The 13,898-nt window shown below is 61.6% G+C and carries 14 protein-coding genes; 2 read left to right on the top strand and 12 right to left on the bottom strand.

The window, feature by feature from the left end:
- Positions 1-6 precede the first annotated feature (6 nt).
- The 8 genes from FPZ61_RS05070 to FPZ61_RS05105 form a co-directional block, all read right to left on the bottom strand.
- Complete coding sequence (locus FPZ61_RS05070; protein WP_185465253.1) at positions 7-945, bottom strand: mechanosensitive ion channel family protein; 939 nt, start codon at positions 943-945, stop codon at positions 7-9.
- Positions 946-949: 4 nt separating this feature from the next.
- The gene (locus tag FPZ61_RS05075) at positions 950-2,086 is read right to left on the bottom strand and encodes a hypothetical protein (RefSeq protein WP_185465254.1); all 1,137 of its coding nucleotides are present in this window, start codon (positions 2,084-2,086) and stop codon (positions 950-952) included.
- Positions 2,086-3,081, bottom strand: a complete 996-nt coding sequence (locus FPZ61_RS05080; protein WP_185465377.1) for a patatin family protein — start codon at positions 3,079-3,081, stop codon at positions 2,086-2,088. Before FPZ61_RS05080 ends, FPZ61_RS05075 begins: the two co-directional genes overlap by 1 nt.
- 58 nt (positions 3,082-3,139) lie before the next feature.
- A complete protein-coding gene (locus FPZ61_RS05085; protein WP_185465255.1) occupies positions 3,140-3,982 on the bottom strand; it encodes a mechanosensitive ion channel family protein in 843 nt (280 codons plus the stop codon).
- Positions 3,983-4,044: 62 nt separating this feature from the next.
- The gene (locus FPZ61_RS05090) at positions 4,045-4,563 is read right to left on the bottom strand and encodes a hypothetical protein (RefSeq protein ID WP_185465256.1); all 519 of its coding nucleotides are present in this window, start codon (positions 4,561-4,563) and stop codon (positions 4,045-4,047) included.
- A gap of 371 nt (positions 4,564-4,934) precedes the next feature.
- Positions 4,935-5,291, bottom strand: coding sequence for a hypothetical protein (locus FPZ61_RS05095; RefSeq protein WP_255441380.1), 357 nt, complete (start codon positions 5,289-5,291; stop codon positions 4,935-4,937).
- A gap of 130 nt (positions 5,292-5,421) precedes the next feature.
- A complete protein-coding gene (locus FPZ61_RS05100) occupies positions 5,422-5,565 on the bottom strand; it encodes a hypothetical protein (protein WP_185474760.1) in 144 nt (47 codons plus the stop codon).
- Positions 5,566-6,078: 513 nt separating this feature from the next.
- Complete coding sequence (locus tag FPZ61_RS05105; RefSeq protein WP_185465379.1) at positions 6,079-6,417, bottom strand: P-II family nitrogen regulator; 339 nt, start codon at positions 6,415-6,417, stop codon at positions 6,079-6,081.
- Between the two features lie 242 nt (positions 6,418-6,659).
- Here FPZ61_RS05105 and FPZ61_RS05110 point away from each other — a divergent pair, with 242 nt between their 5' ends.
- Entirely contained in the window at positions 6,660-8,255 is a 1,596-nt protein-coding gene (locus FPZ61_RS05110; RefSeq protein ID WP_185465257.1) for a glycine betaine ABC transporter substrate-binding protein, read from the top strand.
- 13 nt (positions 8,256-8,268) lie between these two features.
- Here the strand turns inward: FPZ61_RS05110 and FPZ61_RS05115 are convergent, their stop codons facing one another.
- From FPZ61_RS05115 to FPZ61_RS05130, 4 genes are read right to left on the bottom strand one after another with little or no spacing between them, the layout of a single operon-like run.
- Positions 8,269-9,015, bottom strand: a complete 747-nt coding sequence (locus FPZ61_RS05115) for an amino acid ABC transporter ATP-binding protein (RefSeq protein WP_304623088.1) — start codon at positions 9,013-9,015, stop codon at positions 8,269-8,271.
- Between the two features lie 3 nt (positions 9,016-9,018).
- On the bottom strand, positions 9,019-10,299 hold the full coding sequence (locus tag FPZ61_RS05120) for an amino acid ABC transporter permease (protein WP_185465258.1): 1,281 nt from the start codon (positions 10,297-10,299) through the stop codon (positions 9,019-9,021).
- Between the two features lie 4 nt (positions 10,300-10,303).
- Entirely contained in the window at positions 10,304-11,293 is a 990-nt protein-coding gene (locus FPZ61_RS05125; protein WP_185465259.1) for an ABC transporter permease subunit, read from the bottom strand.
- Positions 11,290-12,360: an amino acid ABC transporter substrate-binding protein gene (locus FPZ61_RS05130; RefSeq protein ID WP_185465260.1), complete on the bottom strand. Its 1,071-nt coding sequence runs from the start codon at positions 12,358-12,360 to the stop codon at positions 11,290-11,292. The genes FPZ61_RS05125 and FPZ61_RS05130 overlap by 4 nt, the downstream gene beginning before the upstream one ends.
- 95 nt (positions 12,361-12,455) lie before the next feature.
- On the opposite strand from FPZ61_RS05130, the gene FPZ61_RS05135 reads away from it, so the two are divergent.
- Positions 12,456-13,895, top strand: coding sequence for a TrkH family potassium uptake protein (locus FPZ61_RS05135; RefSeq protein WP_370593378.1), 1,440 nt, complete (start codon positions 12,456-12,458; stop codon positions 13,893-13,895).
- Positions 13,896-13,898 lie beyond the last annotated feature (3 nt).

The raw sequence follows: 13,898 nt of genomic DNA on the forward strand, positions 1-13,898 counted from the left end.
ACTGTCCTAAGAGCTTGGCGATCCGCTTTGTTCTGCCTGGCGGTTCTGTGGCTCGGAGTGGTGGAGCGAGGAAAGTTGGGGGCGAGGGTATGGGAGGCCGCGATGGGCGAAAGCTCGTTTCGCTCGCATCAGCAGATCGGTGCGATAAACGAACTCATCACGGGCATCAATGGGATAGGAGCGCAACTTGAACTGGGTTCCCCATAGATGCTCTTGCATCACGACAATGACTGGCAGTCTCAACTGGGTGTACTGACTGCTATAGGCTGCCTGATAGAGAATGTTCATCACCAGATCCACATCGACATCATGATCGAAATAAACATCTGTGGTCACCTGGGCCTCCAGATGGCCGCTGTTGGCATTGGAGACAGGGTCGGTCCATAGAACATTATGGGGAATGGTCACTGTATTGTCGTCTGGTGTGAGAAGTTGAAAACTGCGCAATCCATAACCGACGACCTCCCCATACTGCTCACCAACTCTGACACGATCGCCAACGCGATAAGAGGCTTCAAACAGCGAAACTACACCCGCAATGATTGAACTGACATAGTCTTTGAATGCGAAGCCCAGCGCCACAGCCAGCGTGCCGGAGAGAGCCAGAAGATTGTTCTGATTGAGATTGAGAAACTGCTCGAGAAGGTAGGAGACCGTCACGATCAGGATCAGTCCCTTGAGAAACGGTAAAGATTGCTTGATCAGCAGTCGATGACGCCTTGCCACCTTCTCAGACAACCAAGAGGTGAGCCGTTCGATCAGGAAGATACCCGCGATGGCCAGGAGAATGGCTACGACCGCGCTAATCGTCTTCAAGAGTGTGACTTCGGCCAAAATGCGCTGCCTGGTGGTCTCGGCCCTGCCCACGGCCGGCAGGATGACAACAGCAGCCGTAATTAATGCTGGGCGAAGCACTCGATGGACGTTGAGAAGTTCCCTTCCCATGGCGTCAAGACTCCCCGGTGAAGTGATTGCTGTTTACCAGCTCCTTGACGAGGCAAGGGTAGTGGGCAGGCATCACCGACAGCTCCCCGGCAGAGTCCTGGAGTACGCCCTCTGCGAGCAACCTGTGGATGCGCGGCTCAAGGCGGTGGCTGGGTAACCCGAGTCCGAAGGCGAGATGGCTCCTGCGCATGGTTCCGTGGATCAACAGGCTGTGCAGGAGGTAGCGGTCCTCATCCTTCAGGCTGGGGAGGTCGGGAAGCGCGGGTCTGCTCTGCCTGACTTTGCCGCCCTCGTCATCCGGGTCCAACCGTAACCCTCCCAACCAGAGCTCAGATGCAATCCGGTAACTGCCACAGGATAATTCGAACAGCTGGATCCATTGGTCCGGTTCTGTGTCGTTGGCTCCTTCGCCACTGGACTCGTGGTGATCGGGAGGGGACGCGTCGGTCTGATTCAAGCCCAGATCGTTGGCCACTGGTGCCAGCCATTCCCTGAGTTCGGCACCATTCAGTGCCGGCAGAGTTCTGGCTTCAGGAAAATAGGAACTGATCTGGCTGACATGGTCGAGAAATCTCCAGGCCCAGCTGTTGCAGCCCACGAGCCAGAAGCGGTTCCGATGCTCAAGCATCACCTCCCGCAGACGCTCGATACCGCTCCAGCCGTCGATGCAGCGCAGAAAGCATTGATCCAGATTCGGCAGGCTCTGAATCACCACCTCTCCATCATCAGCGACCGGCGGTAGGGCCTCGTCCAGCGCCGAGGTGAGCATCAGCGGAATGGCGCTCGGATCGGTAGGACGATGCTGGCAGGGCAACAGGGTGTGGTAGCTGTCAAATAGGCCGTTTCCCCCAGAAAGGGTCGCCTCGATCACCGGAGCGATAGGCTCCACGGGTCGGCTGAGCACAACCATCACGTTGGCGGCGTCTGGATCGGAAAGCCAAGTCGCTATGGCCTCTTTAAGCTCATCGCGCACAAAGCTCAGCAGAGGTGCTGGAACATCGCGAGCGGCAACCTGCTGCCGCAGCGCGATGCTCCGCTCGCGAGGAAGGAGTACCTCGGAGTCATCGTCCAGACGCGACTTCTTCCGCTCATACCAGGCATCAAGGCCAGTTAATAGGTTATCGAGACTAGTGATCCCCATCAGAGCAAATCCTTCACGGCTGGCAACTGTTGTTTCATTGCGGTATACCCCATGCGGATAATCCTGTCGGCTTTGTGAAAATCAAAGATGGGAAAGTCGTTCAGAGGAGGCTCCACAAGAAGATCGGGAAGATAAGTCTCAAGCCTGCTCCGGGTAACCTGCTGCTCCATCACATTGAGCGAGGTGCCGATCACATCGAAAATATTTAGACCTTGATCCTCATCGGGTAACCACTGATCCACTTTACCGCTCAGGGTCTCTTGCAGGCTCAGGTAGCGATTGCTGAGGTTTTTCAGGAACGATTCCTTGCGACGTTTCGACGCTTCGCTGCTGGAGGGCGGGGGGGTGATGGCCTTGTCATCGGCGTCCTCCTCCTCCGGCTTGCCTGACACCGTTAGGCCATGCGTTGGATCGGCCGGGGAGGAAGACTTTCCCAGACCACTGGTGATGTCATTGCGATTGAGATTCACTGCAATCACGATCTCTGCTCCCATCTTTCGAACCACGTCCACAGGAACGGGGTTGACGATGCCGCCATCCACGAGGTAACGATCCCCATGGCAGAAAGGCGTGAAGATTCCAGGCACCGAAATGCTGGCCCGCACGGCATCCACCATGGACCCTGTCGTGAGGTGCACCTCCTCACCCTTGATGAGATCAGTGGCCACGCAACAAAAGGGGATCTCGGATTCCTCGATCTTCATCCCTTGAATGTGCTCAGAAAGAAGCTCATACACCTTGCTGCCATCGAGAAGGCCACTGGTCGGGAAGACCATGTCGAAGTAAGCGAGCATATCTCTCCAGCTCAGATCTCTGATGAAGTCTTCCAGCTCATCAAGTTCACCTGCGCAGTAAATGGCTCCAACAAGGGCCCCGATGCTGGCACCAGAGATATAATTGACCGTGATCTCTGCCTCCTGAAGAGCGCGCAGAACTCCAATGTGAGCCCAGCCCCTGGCTCCACCACTTCCCAGCGCCAACCCGATGCTTTTCATGGTATCGGAGCCTGCAGGGTGGAGAATTAGAACGTTTTCAAAAGCTACCCGAATTTCTTCAGGAGATGGATGAGGGCAATGGCCGAGGGTTTGGGTCGGGAAGCTCAGTCGTGGCATGGCCCTCAACTGTGCGGAGGGCCAGCGTCTGTAGCGGCATGTCGACCCCCGCCTTTCGCAGGGCCTCGAACAGGCGCTCACGTAGATGATGGCGCACGGCGATGTGCTGCTTCTCATCGTCAAGCCATACCTGCAGTTCCATGCCGATGTTGTAGTCATTCAAGGCCGTGACCACCACTCTTGCGGGTGGATCTTCAACTAGCAGTCCACTGCGGGGAAACGACGAGAGCGCGATCGTGCGAACTCTGGCCAGATTCTCTTCGAGACCTACAGTGAAAGGAATATCTAGCCTAAGATTAGGAAAGTTCGTGTAAGATGCGACAATGGAGTTGACCACCATCGTGTTTGGTACGGCAAGCATTCTGCCGTCGGGGGTTACCACACGGGTTGAGCGCATTGTGATCTGATCGACGCGACCATAGTGACCACCAACCTCGATAAGGTCTCCCAGTACAAAAGGACGGTCCCAGAAAATAAAAAGACCAGAGATCATATTTGATAGTGCATCCTTGGCAGCAAAGCCAAAGCTGAGCCCCACCACACCAAGACTGGCGAGAATCGAGGTGGTGTTGATACCAATGCGCCCCAAGGCGGTGATCACACCAACCGAGAGAATAATGTATTTAAGGATCGTAAGTAAAAAATTACTGGCGGTCGGATCCAGTTCTGTTCTCTCCACCGTCATTCGCATGGCTTGGCGCACCAGGCGCCAAAAAAGCCACGCCACCAGAAGAATGGCCAGAGCAACAAGACCGTTGGGCATCCACGCGAGCACCTTGGCCATCGTTCCTGTCCATCCGTTCAGACTGTCAACACGACAGTCTCATCTCACACTAGGCCTCAGGCTCACGTCCTGGACACGGACTGCTCTGAAACCTTGAGCGTTGGTGGAATGGAGCCGAGGTGGTCTGACGGTACGGCCGCTGCGAGCAGCTGTTCGGCGAGAGCATCGGGATCAGCAATCGCATCGATCCCCGGCCCGGCATTACCGAGCAACCGTGGATGGGAGCACAGGTTGTCGAGCAGTCTGGCCAGAAAGGTGTCGTGATCCTCCACCAGCGAGGGGCCCATCCTGCCTTTGCGGCCACCGATGCTCCACTGCAGGCCACCTGCTTGATCCATGACCAGCACCGCCGGACGATTTGGCAGACGTTCCTGAATCAAGACCGGATCAGTGCTGGAAAAGAAGACGTCTGCCTCATCGACTCCGCAGCGAATCAGCTGGGCGGCTTGGGCCAGGGGGCGGAAACGTCGGAGGACCTCAGACGTCGGTGCTGCGTCAGGTGGCAGTCCCCAGCGCTCCGGCTTCCAGTCCACATCCAGGGCGATGGAGACACCACTGGGAAGCGCCCGCCGGAGGATCATCCTCAGAACCTGTGTCTGAGTGGCTTCAAGGAGTGCATTGCTGGACACCAGCAACCAGAACGATTCGGTGACGACTGGAAGGAGTGCTTCTGTCAGCCCGGCAGGTGATTCGTGAGCCGATGCAACGCTCAGGGCTTCAGCGAAATCCAGGATGCTGCTTGAATCCTGAGCTTGACATTTCTTGTTGTTTGTCATCACAATTCTGTCTTCAAATGAACAATATAAATCTGAGAGTGGTTGCGTGAAGCCGTGTTGAAGTTATCAGGACGCCAACATTTCTGAGCTCAGTGGCAATAATCTCTCTCCGGACTATCTCCGGATGAATCCATTCATTAAGAACACACTCATACGGAGAGAGACTGATTCAGGAATCAGCGCTGGTTCTGCGCCATGGCATGGAAATGCTCTGCCAGATCATGAAATACCTCATCGCTTTGCTGGAGGATGGAGCCCCAGGTCTCCTGGGTCGACTGTTGAAGACGATCCAGCTGTTCCCTGGCCTTGTCACGTGCCTCGGTGAGATCCGCTAATCGTTTTGCGCTTTCGTTGCGCACATTATCGGCCACATCCTGAAGGCTTGCCTGCAGCTTCTCGATTTCCTTTGACCAGGCCTCAACCTGGGCCTGCTTCTTGTCAAGGATGGCCTTCCGGAGCTGTTCGTTGACCTGGCTTTGGTCAGCGTCATCCCTGGTGGGTGGCTGATTGATTGTGTTCAACATGATGTTCATCTCCTGTGTGTGAATGACGGATGCGTTCAGTTGTATGGCGTCAAACGAAGTTCTGAGAACCGCGAATCGCAAAGCGATCTGGCTGTACCAGATCGAGAGAATCCTGGGCCTGCGCCAGAGCTCTGGGATTTCAGATCTGCACGAGGTCAATCGCCTGCAGGGTTATCGACAAACCCGACGGCAAGCGCTCACTCAGTGACTGGCCGATGCGTAACGCATCCGATAGAACAACATTACCACGCCTTTCAAAGTTGTCAACATCTTGGGTCTGCATCTGCTGCACTCCAGGCATGCTCTGACGGCGCACAACCCTTGGTCTCACTGCCATCTCAGTGGCAGCTCCGAGTCGTATCAAGACTGCTCTGAGGGTGGAAGCCGTCGAGGAAGCGAAGCCCCTATGGAACGCCTGTCGCCATCCCCCGGGGATCTCTCGGCGATCGTGACCAGCCCGATCAGCCGCTTCAGCCATGGCCCTGCATTTCGGAAGGCTTCAGCATGGAATGGCTGGTCCGGGTCGATTTGATCACTTCCAGCAAGGAGGCAGTCGTTGCTCCGCACCAGACGAATGAAGTTGTCGATGCACCCTCCCATTCTTGTTGAATCCGGCCCATAGCCAATGACACCGGTCAGAGCCATCGCTCCAGCCGGCGTCACATCAAGATGGTTGGCAGGGACGAATCCAGCCTTGGGTAAGAGTTGGGGGTGCCATCCCCGCTCAGAGGCGCTGTCAGAAACGGTGGAATCCGTCCTGGCTTGGCTCATCCCTGGATTGCTATGAAGCGAGACTTCAGAGGGCGATGACACCGGATTCTGAGGTCCGGATGCGCACGGCCTTCTCCACGGCGGTGACGAAGATCTTGCCGTCTCCGATCTCGCCGGTGCGGGATGGACCAGCAATGGCTTCAATCGCCGCATCCACCTTGTCGTCGTCGACCACCACCTCGACTTTCACTTTGTTGATGAACTCCACAGTGAATTCGGCACCGCGATAACGCTCAACCTGACCCTTCTGACGACCGAAGCCCCGGCAATCCGTGATGGTCATGCCGATGATGCCCGCATCGACCAGAGCGGTTTTCACATCGTCGAGCTTGGTCGGGCGGATGATGGCTTCAACCTTTTTCATGACGGGAGACGGTGAGAAAACAACGGGGATGTGATGAAAGCGCGGCCAGAGGGTTGCCCAGGCCACGCGGGCATTCAAGCGAAGAATGCGGGTCAGAGGCGCTCAGCTCTGTAGCTGTCGAGACACAATGCGCCGCTCGGACCGGTTTGGCCTGAATTCGCTCTGGTCCGCAGCCGAGGAAGCGAAGGCCATCCCAGGTGCTCCTGCGAAACTGTGGCTGCCAGCCTCCTGAGCCCTGGCCCATGATCGCCCCCGGCAGGGACCTGATCGCCGAGATCCTGCAACGCACTGGCGAACACCTGATGCTGGTGGGCCTGGCCATGGCCCTGGCCCTGGCGATCAGCCTGCCGGTGGGGCTCTGGATTCACTCCCATCCCCGCTGGTCGCGCCCGTCGCTGGCCATGGCGGGCATGATCCAGACCATCCCCAGCCTGGCGATCTTCGGCCTGCTGATCACGGTGCCTGTGCTCGGGGGCATCGGTCCGGTGCCGGCGGTGGTGGCCCTGGTGCTCTACGCCCTGTTGCCCCTGCTGCGAGCCACCGTGACCGGTCTGGCCGGCGTCCCTCCCGGGCTGCGCGAAGCGGGCCTGGCCCTTGGCTTGCGGGAAGGACAGGTGCTTCGCCATGTGGAGCTTCCCCTGGCCCTGCCGGTGATCGTGGCCGGAATCCGGGTGGCCACGGTGATCAGCGTGGGGGTAGCCACGATCGCGGCGGCCATTGGCGGCGGTGGGCTGGGAGTGTTCATTTTCCGCGGCCTGGCCACGGTGAACAACCGTGTGATCCTGGCGGGGGCCATCCCGGCCGCCGCGTTGGCCCTGATGGCCGATGCCGCCATCGCCAGGCTGCAGGGACGCACCCCCAGGCGCTGGCCCTTGAGGCCTTGGAGTGGAGGACGTCGCCGAGCTCTGCTGGTCGCAGGACTGGGGATTCTGCTGCTGGGGCTGGCCGTGGGCCGGGGGCTTGGGCTCGGGACCTTTGTTGCCGGAGACGCCAGAACCGAGCGGATCACGATCGGCTCCAAGAGTTTCACCGAGCAGATCCTGCTGGGTGAGCTGCTCGCGCAGCAGATCGAGCGCCACAGTGATCTGAGGGTGGAGCGCCAGTTCAGCCTGGGGGGAACGGCCATCTGCCAGGACGCTGTGCGCAGCGGCCGTATCGCCGCCTACGTGGAATACACCGGCACGGCCTGGATGACCATCCTCCAGCAGCCTCCTCTGAAGGATGCTCAGACTGTGCTGGAGCGGACTCGACGGCTTTACCGGGAACGGTTCGACCTGCAGGTGTTCCCATCGCTGGGCTTCGAGAACACCTTCGCGATGCTCGTGCGCCAGGACACCGCCCGTCGCCTGGGCTTGGCCACGATCTCGGAGGCGGCTCCCCACAGCCTCGGCTGGCGGGCCGGTTTCGGCTATGAATTTCTGACCAGGGCCGATGGCTACAGGGGGCTGGCACGCACCTACGGCCTGCGCTTCGCCGCTCGGCCCGTCTCGATGGACCTGGGCCTGCTGTATCGCGCCCTGGCCGATGGTCAGGTGGATCTCATCGCCGGAGACTCCACCAATGGATTGATTCCCAGCCTGAGGCTGCAGGCTCTGGAGGACGACAAGCAGTATTTCCCTCCTTACCAGGCTGTGCCGATCGTCAACGGCGCCAGCCTCAGGCGCCATCCCGAGATGGGTGAGGCGATCGCAGGCCTCGAAGGCGGTCTGAACGCTGAAACAATGCAGCGGTTGAATGCCGAGGTGGACCAGAACGGCGAGCCTGTCGAGCAGGTGGTGCGCCGTTTTCTCGATGAGTTGGACCCCGATCCCCGTCCTGTACGCCTTGCTGTGCCTTGAAAACTCCGGGCGCTCAAAGAATCTGGGCCAGAAACTGGCGGCTGCGCTCGTGCCGGGGATTGGTGAAGAAGACGGTGGGGGGAGCCTCCTCCACGATCTGCCCCTCTGACATCAGCACCACCCGATGGGCCACCTCGCGGGCGAAGCCCATCTCGTGGGTCACCACGACCATGGTCATGCCATCGGCGGCCAGATCACGCATCACCTCCAGCACCTCCCCCACCATTTCGGGATCAAGGGCACTTGTGGGCTCATCGAAGAGCAGGATGCGCGGCTCCATGCAGAGCGAGCGGGCGATCGCCACCCGCTGCTGCTGGCCGCCCGAGAGCTGGCCGGGATACTTGCGGGCCTGCTCTGCGATGCCCACCCGCTCGAGCAGGGCCATGGCCTGGGCTTCCACATCGCCCCTGCGGCGCTTTCGCACCACCACCGGCGCCAGGGTGAGGTTTTCCAGCACCGTGAGGTGGGGGAAGAGGTTGAACTGCTGAAACACCATGCCGGTGTCACAGCGGATCGCGTCGATGTTGCGCAGGTCGTTGGAGAGGGCGATTCCATCCACGCTGATCGAACCCTCCTGGAACTCCTCGAGAGCGTTGAAGGTGCGGATGAAGGTGCTCTTGCCGGAGCCCGATGGCCCCATGATCACCACCACCTCGCCCTTGGACACACACAGATCGACGCCGCGCAGGGCGTGAAAGCCATTGGGGTACCACTTCTGCACCCCGCGGGCCTCGATCATCAGCTGGCTGGTGGCGGTCATGGATCAGGCGGGGGAATGGGTGGGATCAAGGCGACGCTCCAGGGCGCGGCTGCCCAGCCCGAGGGCAGCGCAGCAGCACCAGAACAGCACCGCCAGCGTGAGGTACACCTCGGCGTTCTTGCCCAGGAACTCGGGATTGGCCATCACGGTACGGGCGGTACCGAGCAGGTCGAGCAGGCCGATCAGCGACAGCAGGGTGGTGTCCTGCAGCAGGGAGATGAACTGCCCCACGGCGGCCGGCAGGGCGATGCGCAGGGCCTGGGGCAACACCACCCGTTGCAGGGCCTGGGGCATGGTGAGACCCAGGGAGCGGGCTGCCTCCAGCTGACCGGGGGGTACGGCCGAAAGGCCGGCGCGCACCGCCTCGGCCAGGTAGGCGCCGCAGAAGAAGGTGAGAACCCAGGCGGCCCGCCAGACCCGATCGGGCGCCCAGCCGCCTGGAAGCATGTAGCCCAGGATGTTCTGACCCAGGAAGAGCAGGGTGATCAGCGGAGCCCCGCGGATGAATTCGATGTAGAGCACCGAACTCCAGCGCAGCAGTGGCAGTTGGCTGCGGCGCCCCAGGGCCACCACCACTCCGATCGGGAAGCTGAGCAGGATCGCAAAGCTGGCCATCAGCAGGGTGAGCAGCAGACCGCCCCATTCAGAGGGCGACACCCGGGGGAGGCCCAGGCCACCGGCAATCAGGACCATGCCGAACAGATAGAGCAGCGGCCAGATCACCGGGATCAGTTTCACCAGCCCCGGGGGCCAGCTGCGCCCCCAGTGGCCCGCCAGCCAGCGCATGGCCACCAGCAGGGCGGTGATGCCGCACCAGCGCCATTGCAGGGGGAAGCCCAGGGCGAGGGCCGCCGGCAGCCAGGCGGCGAGGAAGCCCAGCAGCCCCACCGCCAGCCGGTCGTTGAAGGGCCAGAGCTGACCGCTGCGATCAGCCCGGGGATAGGCCCTCAGGAGACCCCAGCTCAGGCCGCTGAGAGCCGCGACCAGCACCAGCAGCAGCCAGAGGCGCCACTGCTGCTGAACGGGATAGCGGCCGACGGCGAAGAGGGTGGTGTTGGCCTGGATCACGGCCCACTGGGCCTGGCCCAGGGCCCAGCGCACCAGAGAGAACGCGGCCGCGATGATCGTGCTGATCAGCAGCACCGAGATCAGGCTGTCGGCCGGGCTACCGAACAGTTCCTGGCGCAGGGCATGGGCCCAGCTCCTCTGGATTGAGCCGGGGGCCGCTCTGGCGGGGCGCAACGGTGGGATGGGGGAAGGGGCGCCAGGCTGGGTGGAGGACATCGGCTCAGCGCTCCCGGATCTGTACCAGCTGGTTCACTCCATTCATGACGGCGGAGATCAGCAGATCAATGATCAGGTAGGAGCCGAGCAGCAGCAGGAACACTTCAAGCGCCCGGCCGGTCTGGTTGAGGGTGGTTTCCGAAACGGAATACAGATCCACATAGCCCACCGCCACCGCCAGGGAGGAATTCTTGGCCAGGGAGATGTACTGGCTGTTCAGGCCCGGCACGATCACCCGCAGGGCCTGGGGCAGCACCACCGAGCGCATGCTCGCGCTCCAGTGCAAGCCCAGGGAAGTGGCCGCCTCCCACTGGCCCTTGGGCACCGAAGCGATGCCCCCTCGCACCACCTCGGCGACGAAGGCACCGGTGTAGGTGATCAGACCGGTGAGCAGGGCGGAGAACTCCACCGACAGGCGCAGCGGTGCGCGCCAGACTTCATTGACCAGTTCTGGACCCTGCCAGCTGAACCCCTGGGAGAACCAGGCGAGGTAAAGCCCCGACTTCGAGAGCACGATCCCGGGCAGCTGAAAGGCGGCGGTGCCGTTGGGCAGGGCCAGGAACACCACGAAATACCAGAACAGCAATTGCAGCAGCAGGGGGATGTTGCGGATCACCTCCACATACCCTCGGGCCAGCCGGCGCAGCAGTCCATTGCCGCTGAAGGAGGCCATGCCCATGGCCGTGCCGAGCAGCGTGGCACCCACCAGACCCACCAGAATGGCCCGCAGGCTGTTGACCAGACCCACCAGCAGGGCTCGCCAGTAGGGCATGGAGGCATCAAACGGCACCAGGCTCTCGGCCACATCGAAGCTGGCCGGCTGACCAAGCCAGCGCCAGCTGAGCAGCAGCCCGGCCGCGGTGAGGTTGCGGACCAGGTTGCCCAGCAGCAGGGCGATCACCAGAAGCAGTGTCAGGCCCACCACCCCCTGCACGATCCAGGGCAGCACCCGGCGGTCACGCCACCAGGGAATTCGCTCGAGACTCCTGCTCAACGGAAGGGGGGCGAATAGATCAGGCCGCCCTCGGTCCAGAGGCGATTCTCGGCCCGCTCGAGCTTGAGGGGTGAACCGGTGCCCACGTTGCGCTCGAACATCTCGCCGTAATTGCCCACAGCTGCGATCGTCTTGGGAACGAAGTCGGCCGGCAGCCCCAGCTGCTTGCCGAAGTCTCCCTCCACACCGAGGAAGCGGCGCAGATCGGCCTGGTTGGTGTTGGCCTCGGCCTCGGCCACCTTGGCCGCGACGTTGGCCTGGGTGATGCCCAGCTCCTCGGCCTGGAACAGCGCGTACACGGTCCAGCGCAGGGCATCGGCCCAGGCGGGGTCTCCATTGATGCTGGCGGGGGTGAGAGGCTCCTTGCTCATCACCACCGGCAGCAGGGTGTGCTCATCGGGCTTGGGGAAGCTGCTGCGTTTGGCCGCCAGCTGGGAGCGATCGCTGGTGACAGCGACGCAGCGTCCGCCCAGGTATGCGGCGTAGGTCTGATCGCCGGTCTGGAACTTGAGGGGCGTGTAGTCGATCGACTGCTCGCGCATGCGATCGGCCAGGTTGAGTTCGGTGGTGGTGCCGCTCTCGACGCAGATCGGCTTGCCGTCCAGATCCTTGAGGGACTGGACCCCACTGGCCACAGGGACCATCACCCCCTGGCCGTCATAGAAGGTGGTGGGTCCGAAGGAAATGCCATTGCCACCGGCTGAATCACGGCTGAGCGTCAAGGTGGTGTTGCGGGCCAGCATGTCCACTTCACCGCTGGCGAGGGCCGCGAACCGTTCGCTCGAGTTGAGATCGCGGTATTCCACCTTGGCTGGATCGCCCAGCACCGCGGCGGCTACGGCGCGGCAGGTATCGGCATCCAGGCCGCTGTAGGTGCCATCCGGGCCGAGGAAACTGAAGCCGGGCAACTTGCCGTCCACTCCACAGACCAGCTTGTCGCGGCCACGGATGGTGGAGAGTTTCACGCTCTGGACCCCACCACCGCTGCCGCCGTCATCGGCGCAGCCCCCGAGAGCGAAGGCCAGCAGCAGGGGCAGGGCGACGAGCCAGCGGGGCGAGGGGCGCATCAACGAGGAGCAACGCAGTGGGCGCAGTTTGCCAGCTCCGCCACAGGCTTGCCGCTCCTTCGACCTGATAATGGGGGCGTCTCCGGATTCGATGGGTGCCAGGCAGCGCCAGTTCCACCCCCAGGCCATCCAGCACGACCGCCAACCCCATCCGTGAGCTGCTGGAACGCTTCCAGCAGCGGCGTTCCCGGTTGACGGTTCCCCAGTTCACGGTCCTCACCGGGCTTCTGGTGATCGCAGTCGGAACCGTGCTGATGGCCCAGCCCGTCTTCTCCACCGGCAGGGTCGGGCTGTGGGAGGCCCTGTTCACGGTGATCTCCGCCATCACGGTGACGGGCCTTTCGGTGGTGGATGTGGGGCAGGACCTCACCTTCGCCGGTCAGGTGCTGCTGGCGGTCCTGATCCTCACCGGAGGCCTGGGGTTGATGGCCATCACCACGTTCCTGCAGGGTTTTGTTCAGAGGGGGTCGAGCTTGCGCCGCCGGCTTGATCGCGGCCGGGCCATGGATGAGTTCGGCGTCGGCGGCATCGGTGACACGTTCAACTCGATCCTGATCACCGCGGCCTGGGTGATCGGCATGGGAACCCTCGTGCTCTACACCGTCGGATTCCGTGACATCCCCATGCCGCGGGAACGGCTCTGGGCCTCCCTGTTCCATTCGATCAGCGCTTACAACAACGCCGGCTTCGGCCTCTGGAGCGACAGCCTGATGGGCTATCGCGCCAATCCAGTCGTGAATCTGGTGATCATGGCGATGATCGTTTCCGGAGGCATCGGCTACCGGGTCATCAAGGATCTCTGGCAGAACCGTTTCCGGGTGCGCCTGATCCGCAGCACCAGCCTGCACACCCGGCTGGTGCTGCGCTGCACAATCGGCCTGATCCTGATTGGCGCGGCAGGCCTGATGTTCACCGAGCATTTCACCCGCTCCAGTGGCCTGACGCCGCTGCCCTGGTGGGAGGAGCTTCAGGTGGTGTTCTTTCAGTCGGTGAGCGCGCGCACCGCAGGCTTCAGCACCGTGTCCTTCTCGGTGGAGACATTCTCTGAGGCAGGGCTCCTTCTGATGATGACCCTGATGTTCATCGGTGCCAGTCCGGGAGGGACCGGTAGTGGCATCAAGACCACCACCTTCGCGGCCCTGGTGGCTGCCACCCGCTCCACCCTCAGAGGCGAGGACACCGTGGTGATCGGGAGGCGGGCAATCTCCGACAAAGTGGTGCTGCGAGCCGTGGGCGTCACCCTGGCTTCGATGCTGTTCGTGTTGCTGATGGCCCTGGTCCTTGGCCTTGACCGTGGGCTCGGAACCGACGGTCAGCCCTTCACGTTTCTGGAGAAGCTGTTCACCTGCATCTCCGCCTTCGCCACCGTGGGCCTGGATGTGGGGGTGACCGCCGAGCTCAACCGCTGGGGTCAGCTGGTGCTGATGGTGGGGATGTTCGTGGGCCGGATCGGCATCCTGCTGCTGCTCTCGGCCATCTTCGGCAGCCATACCAGCTCGCGCATCTCCTACCAGCACGAGGAGTTGTACATCTGAAGC

Source organism: Synechococcus sp. BSA11S, assembly GCF_014224355.1.
GTDB lineage: Bacteria > Cyanobacteriota > Cyanobacteriia > PCC-6307 > Cyanobiaceae > Regnicoccus_A.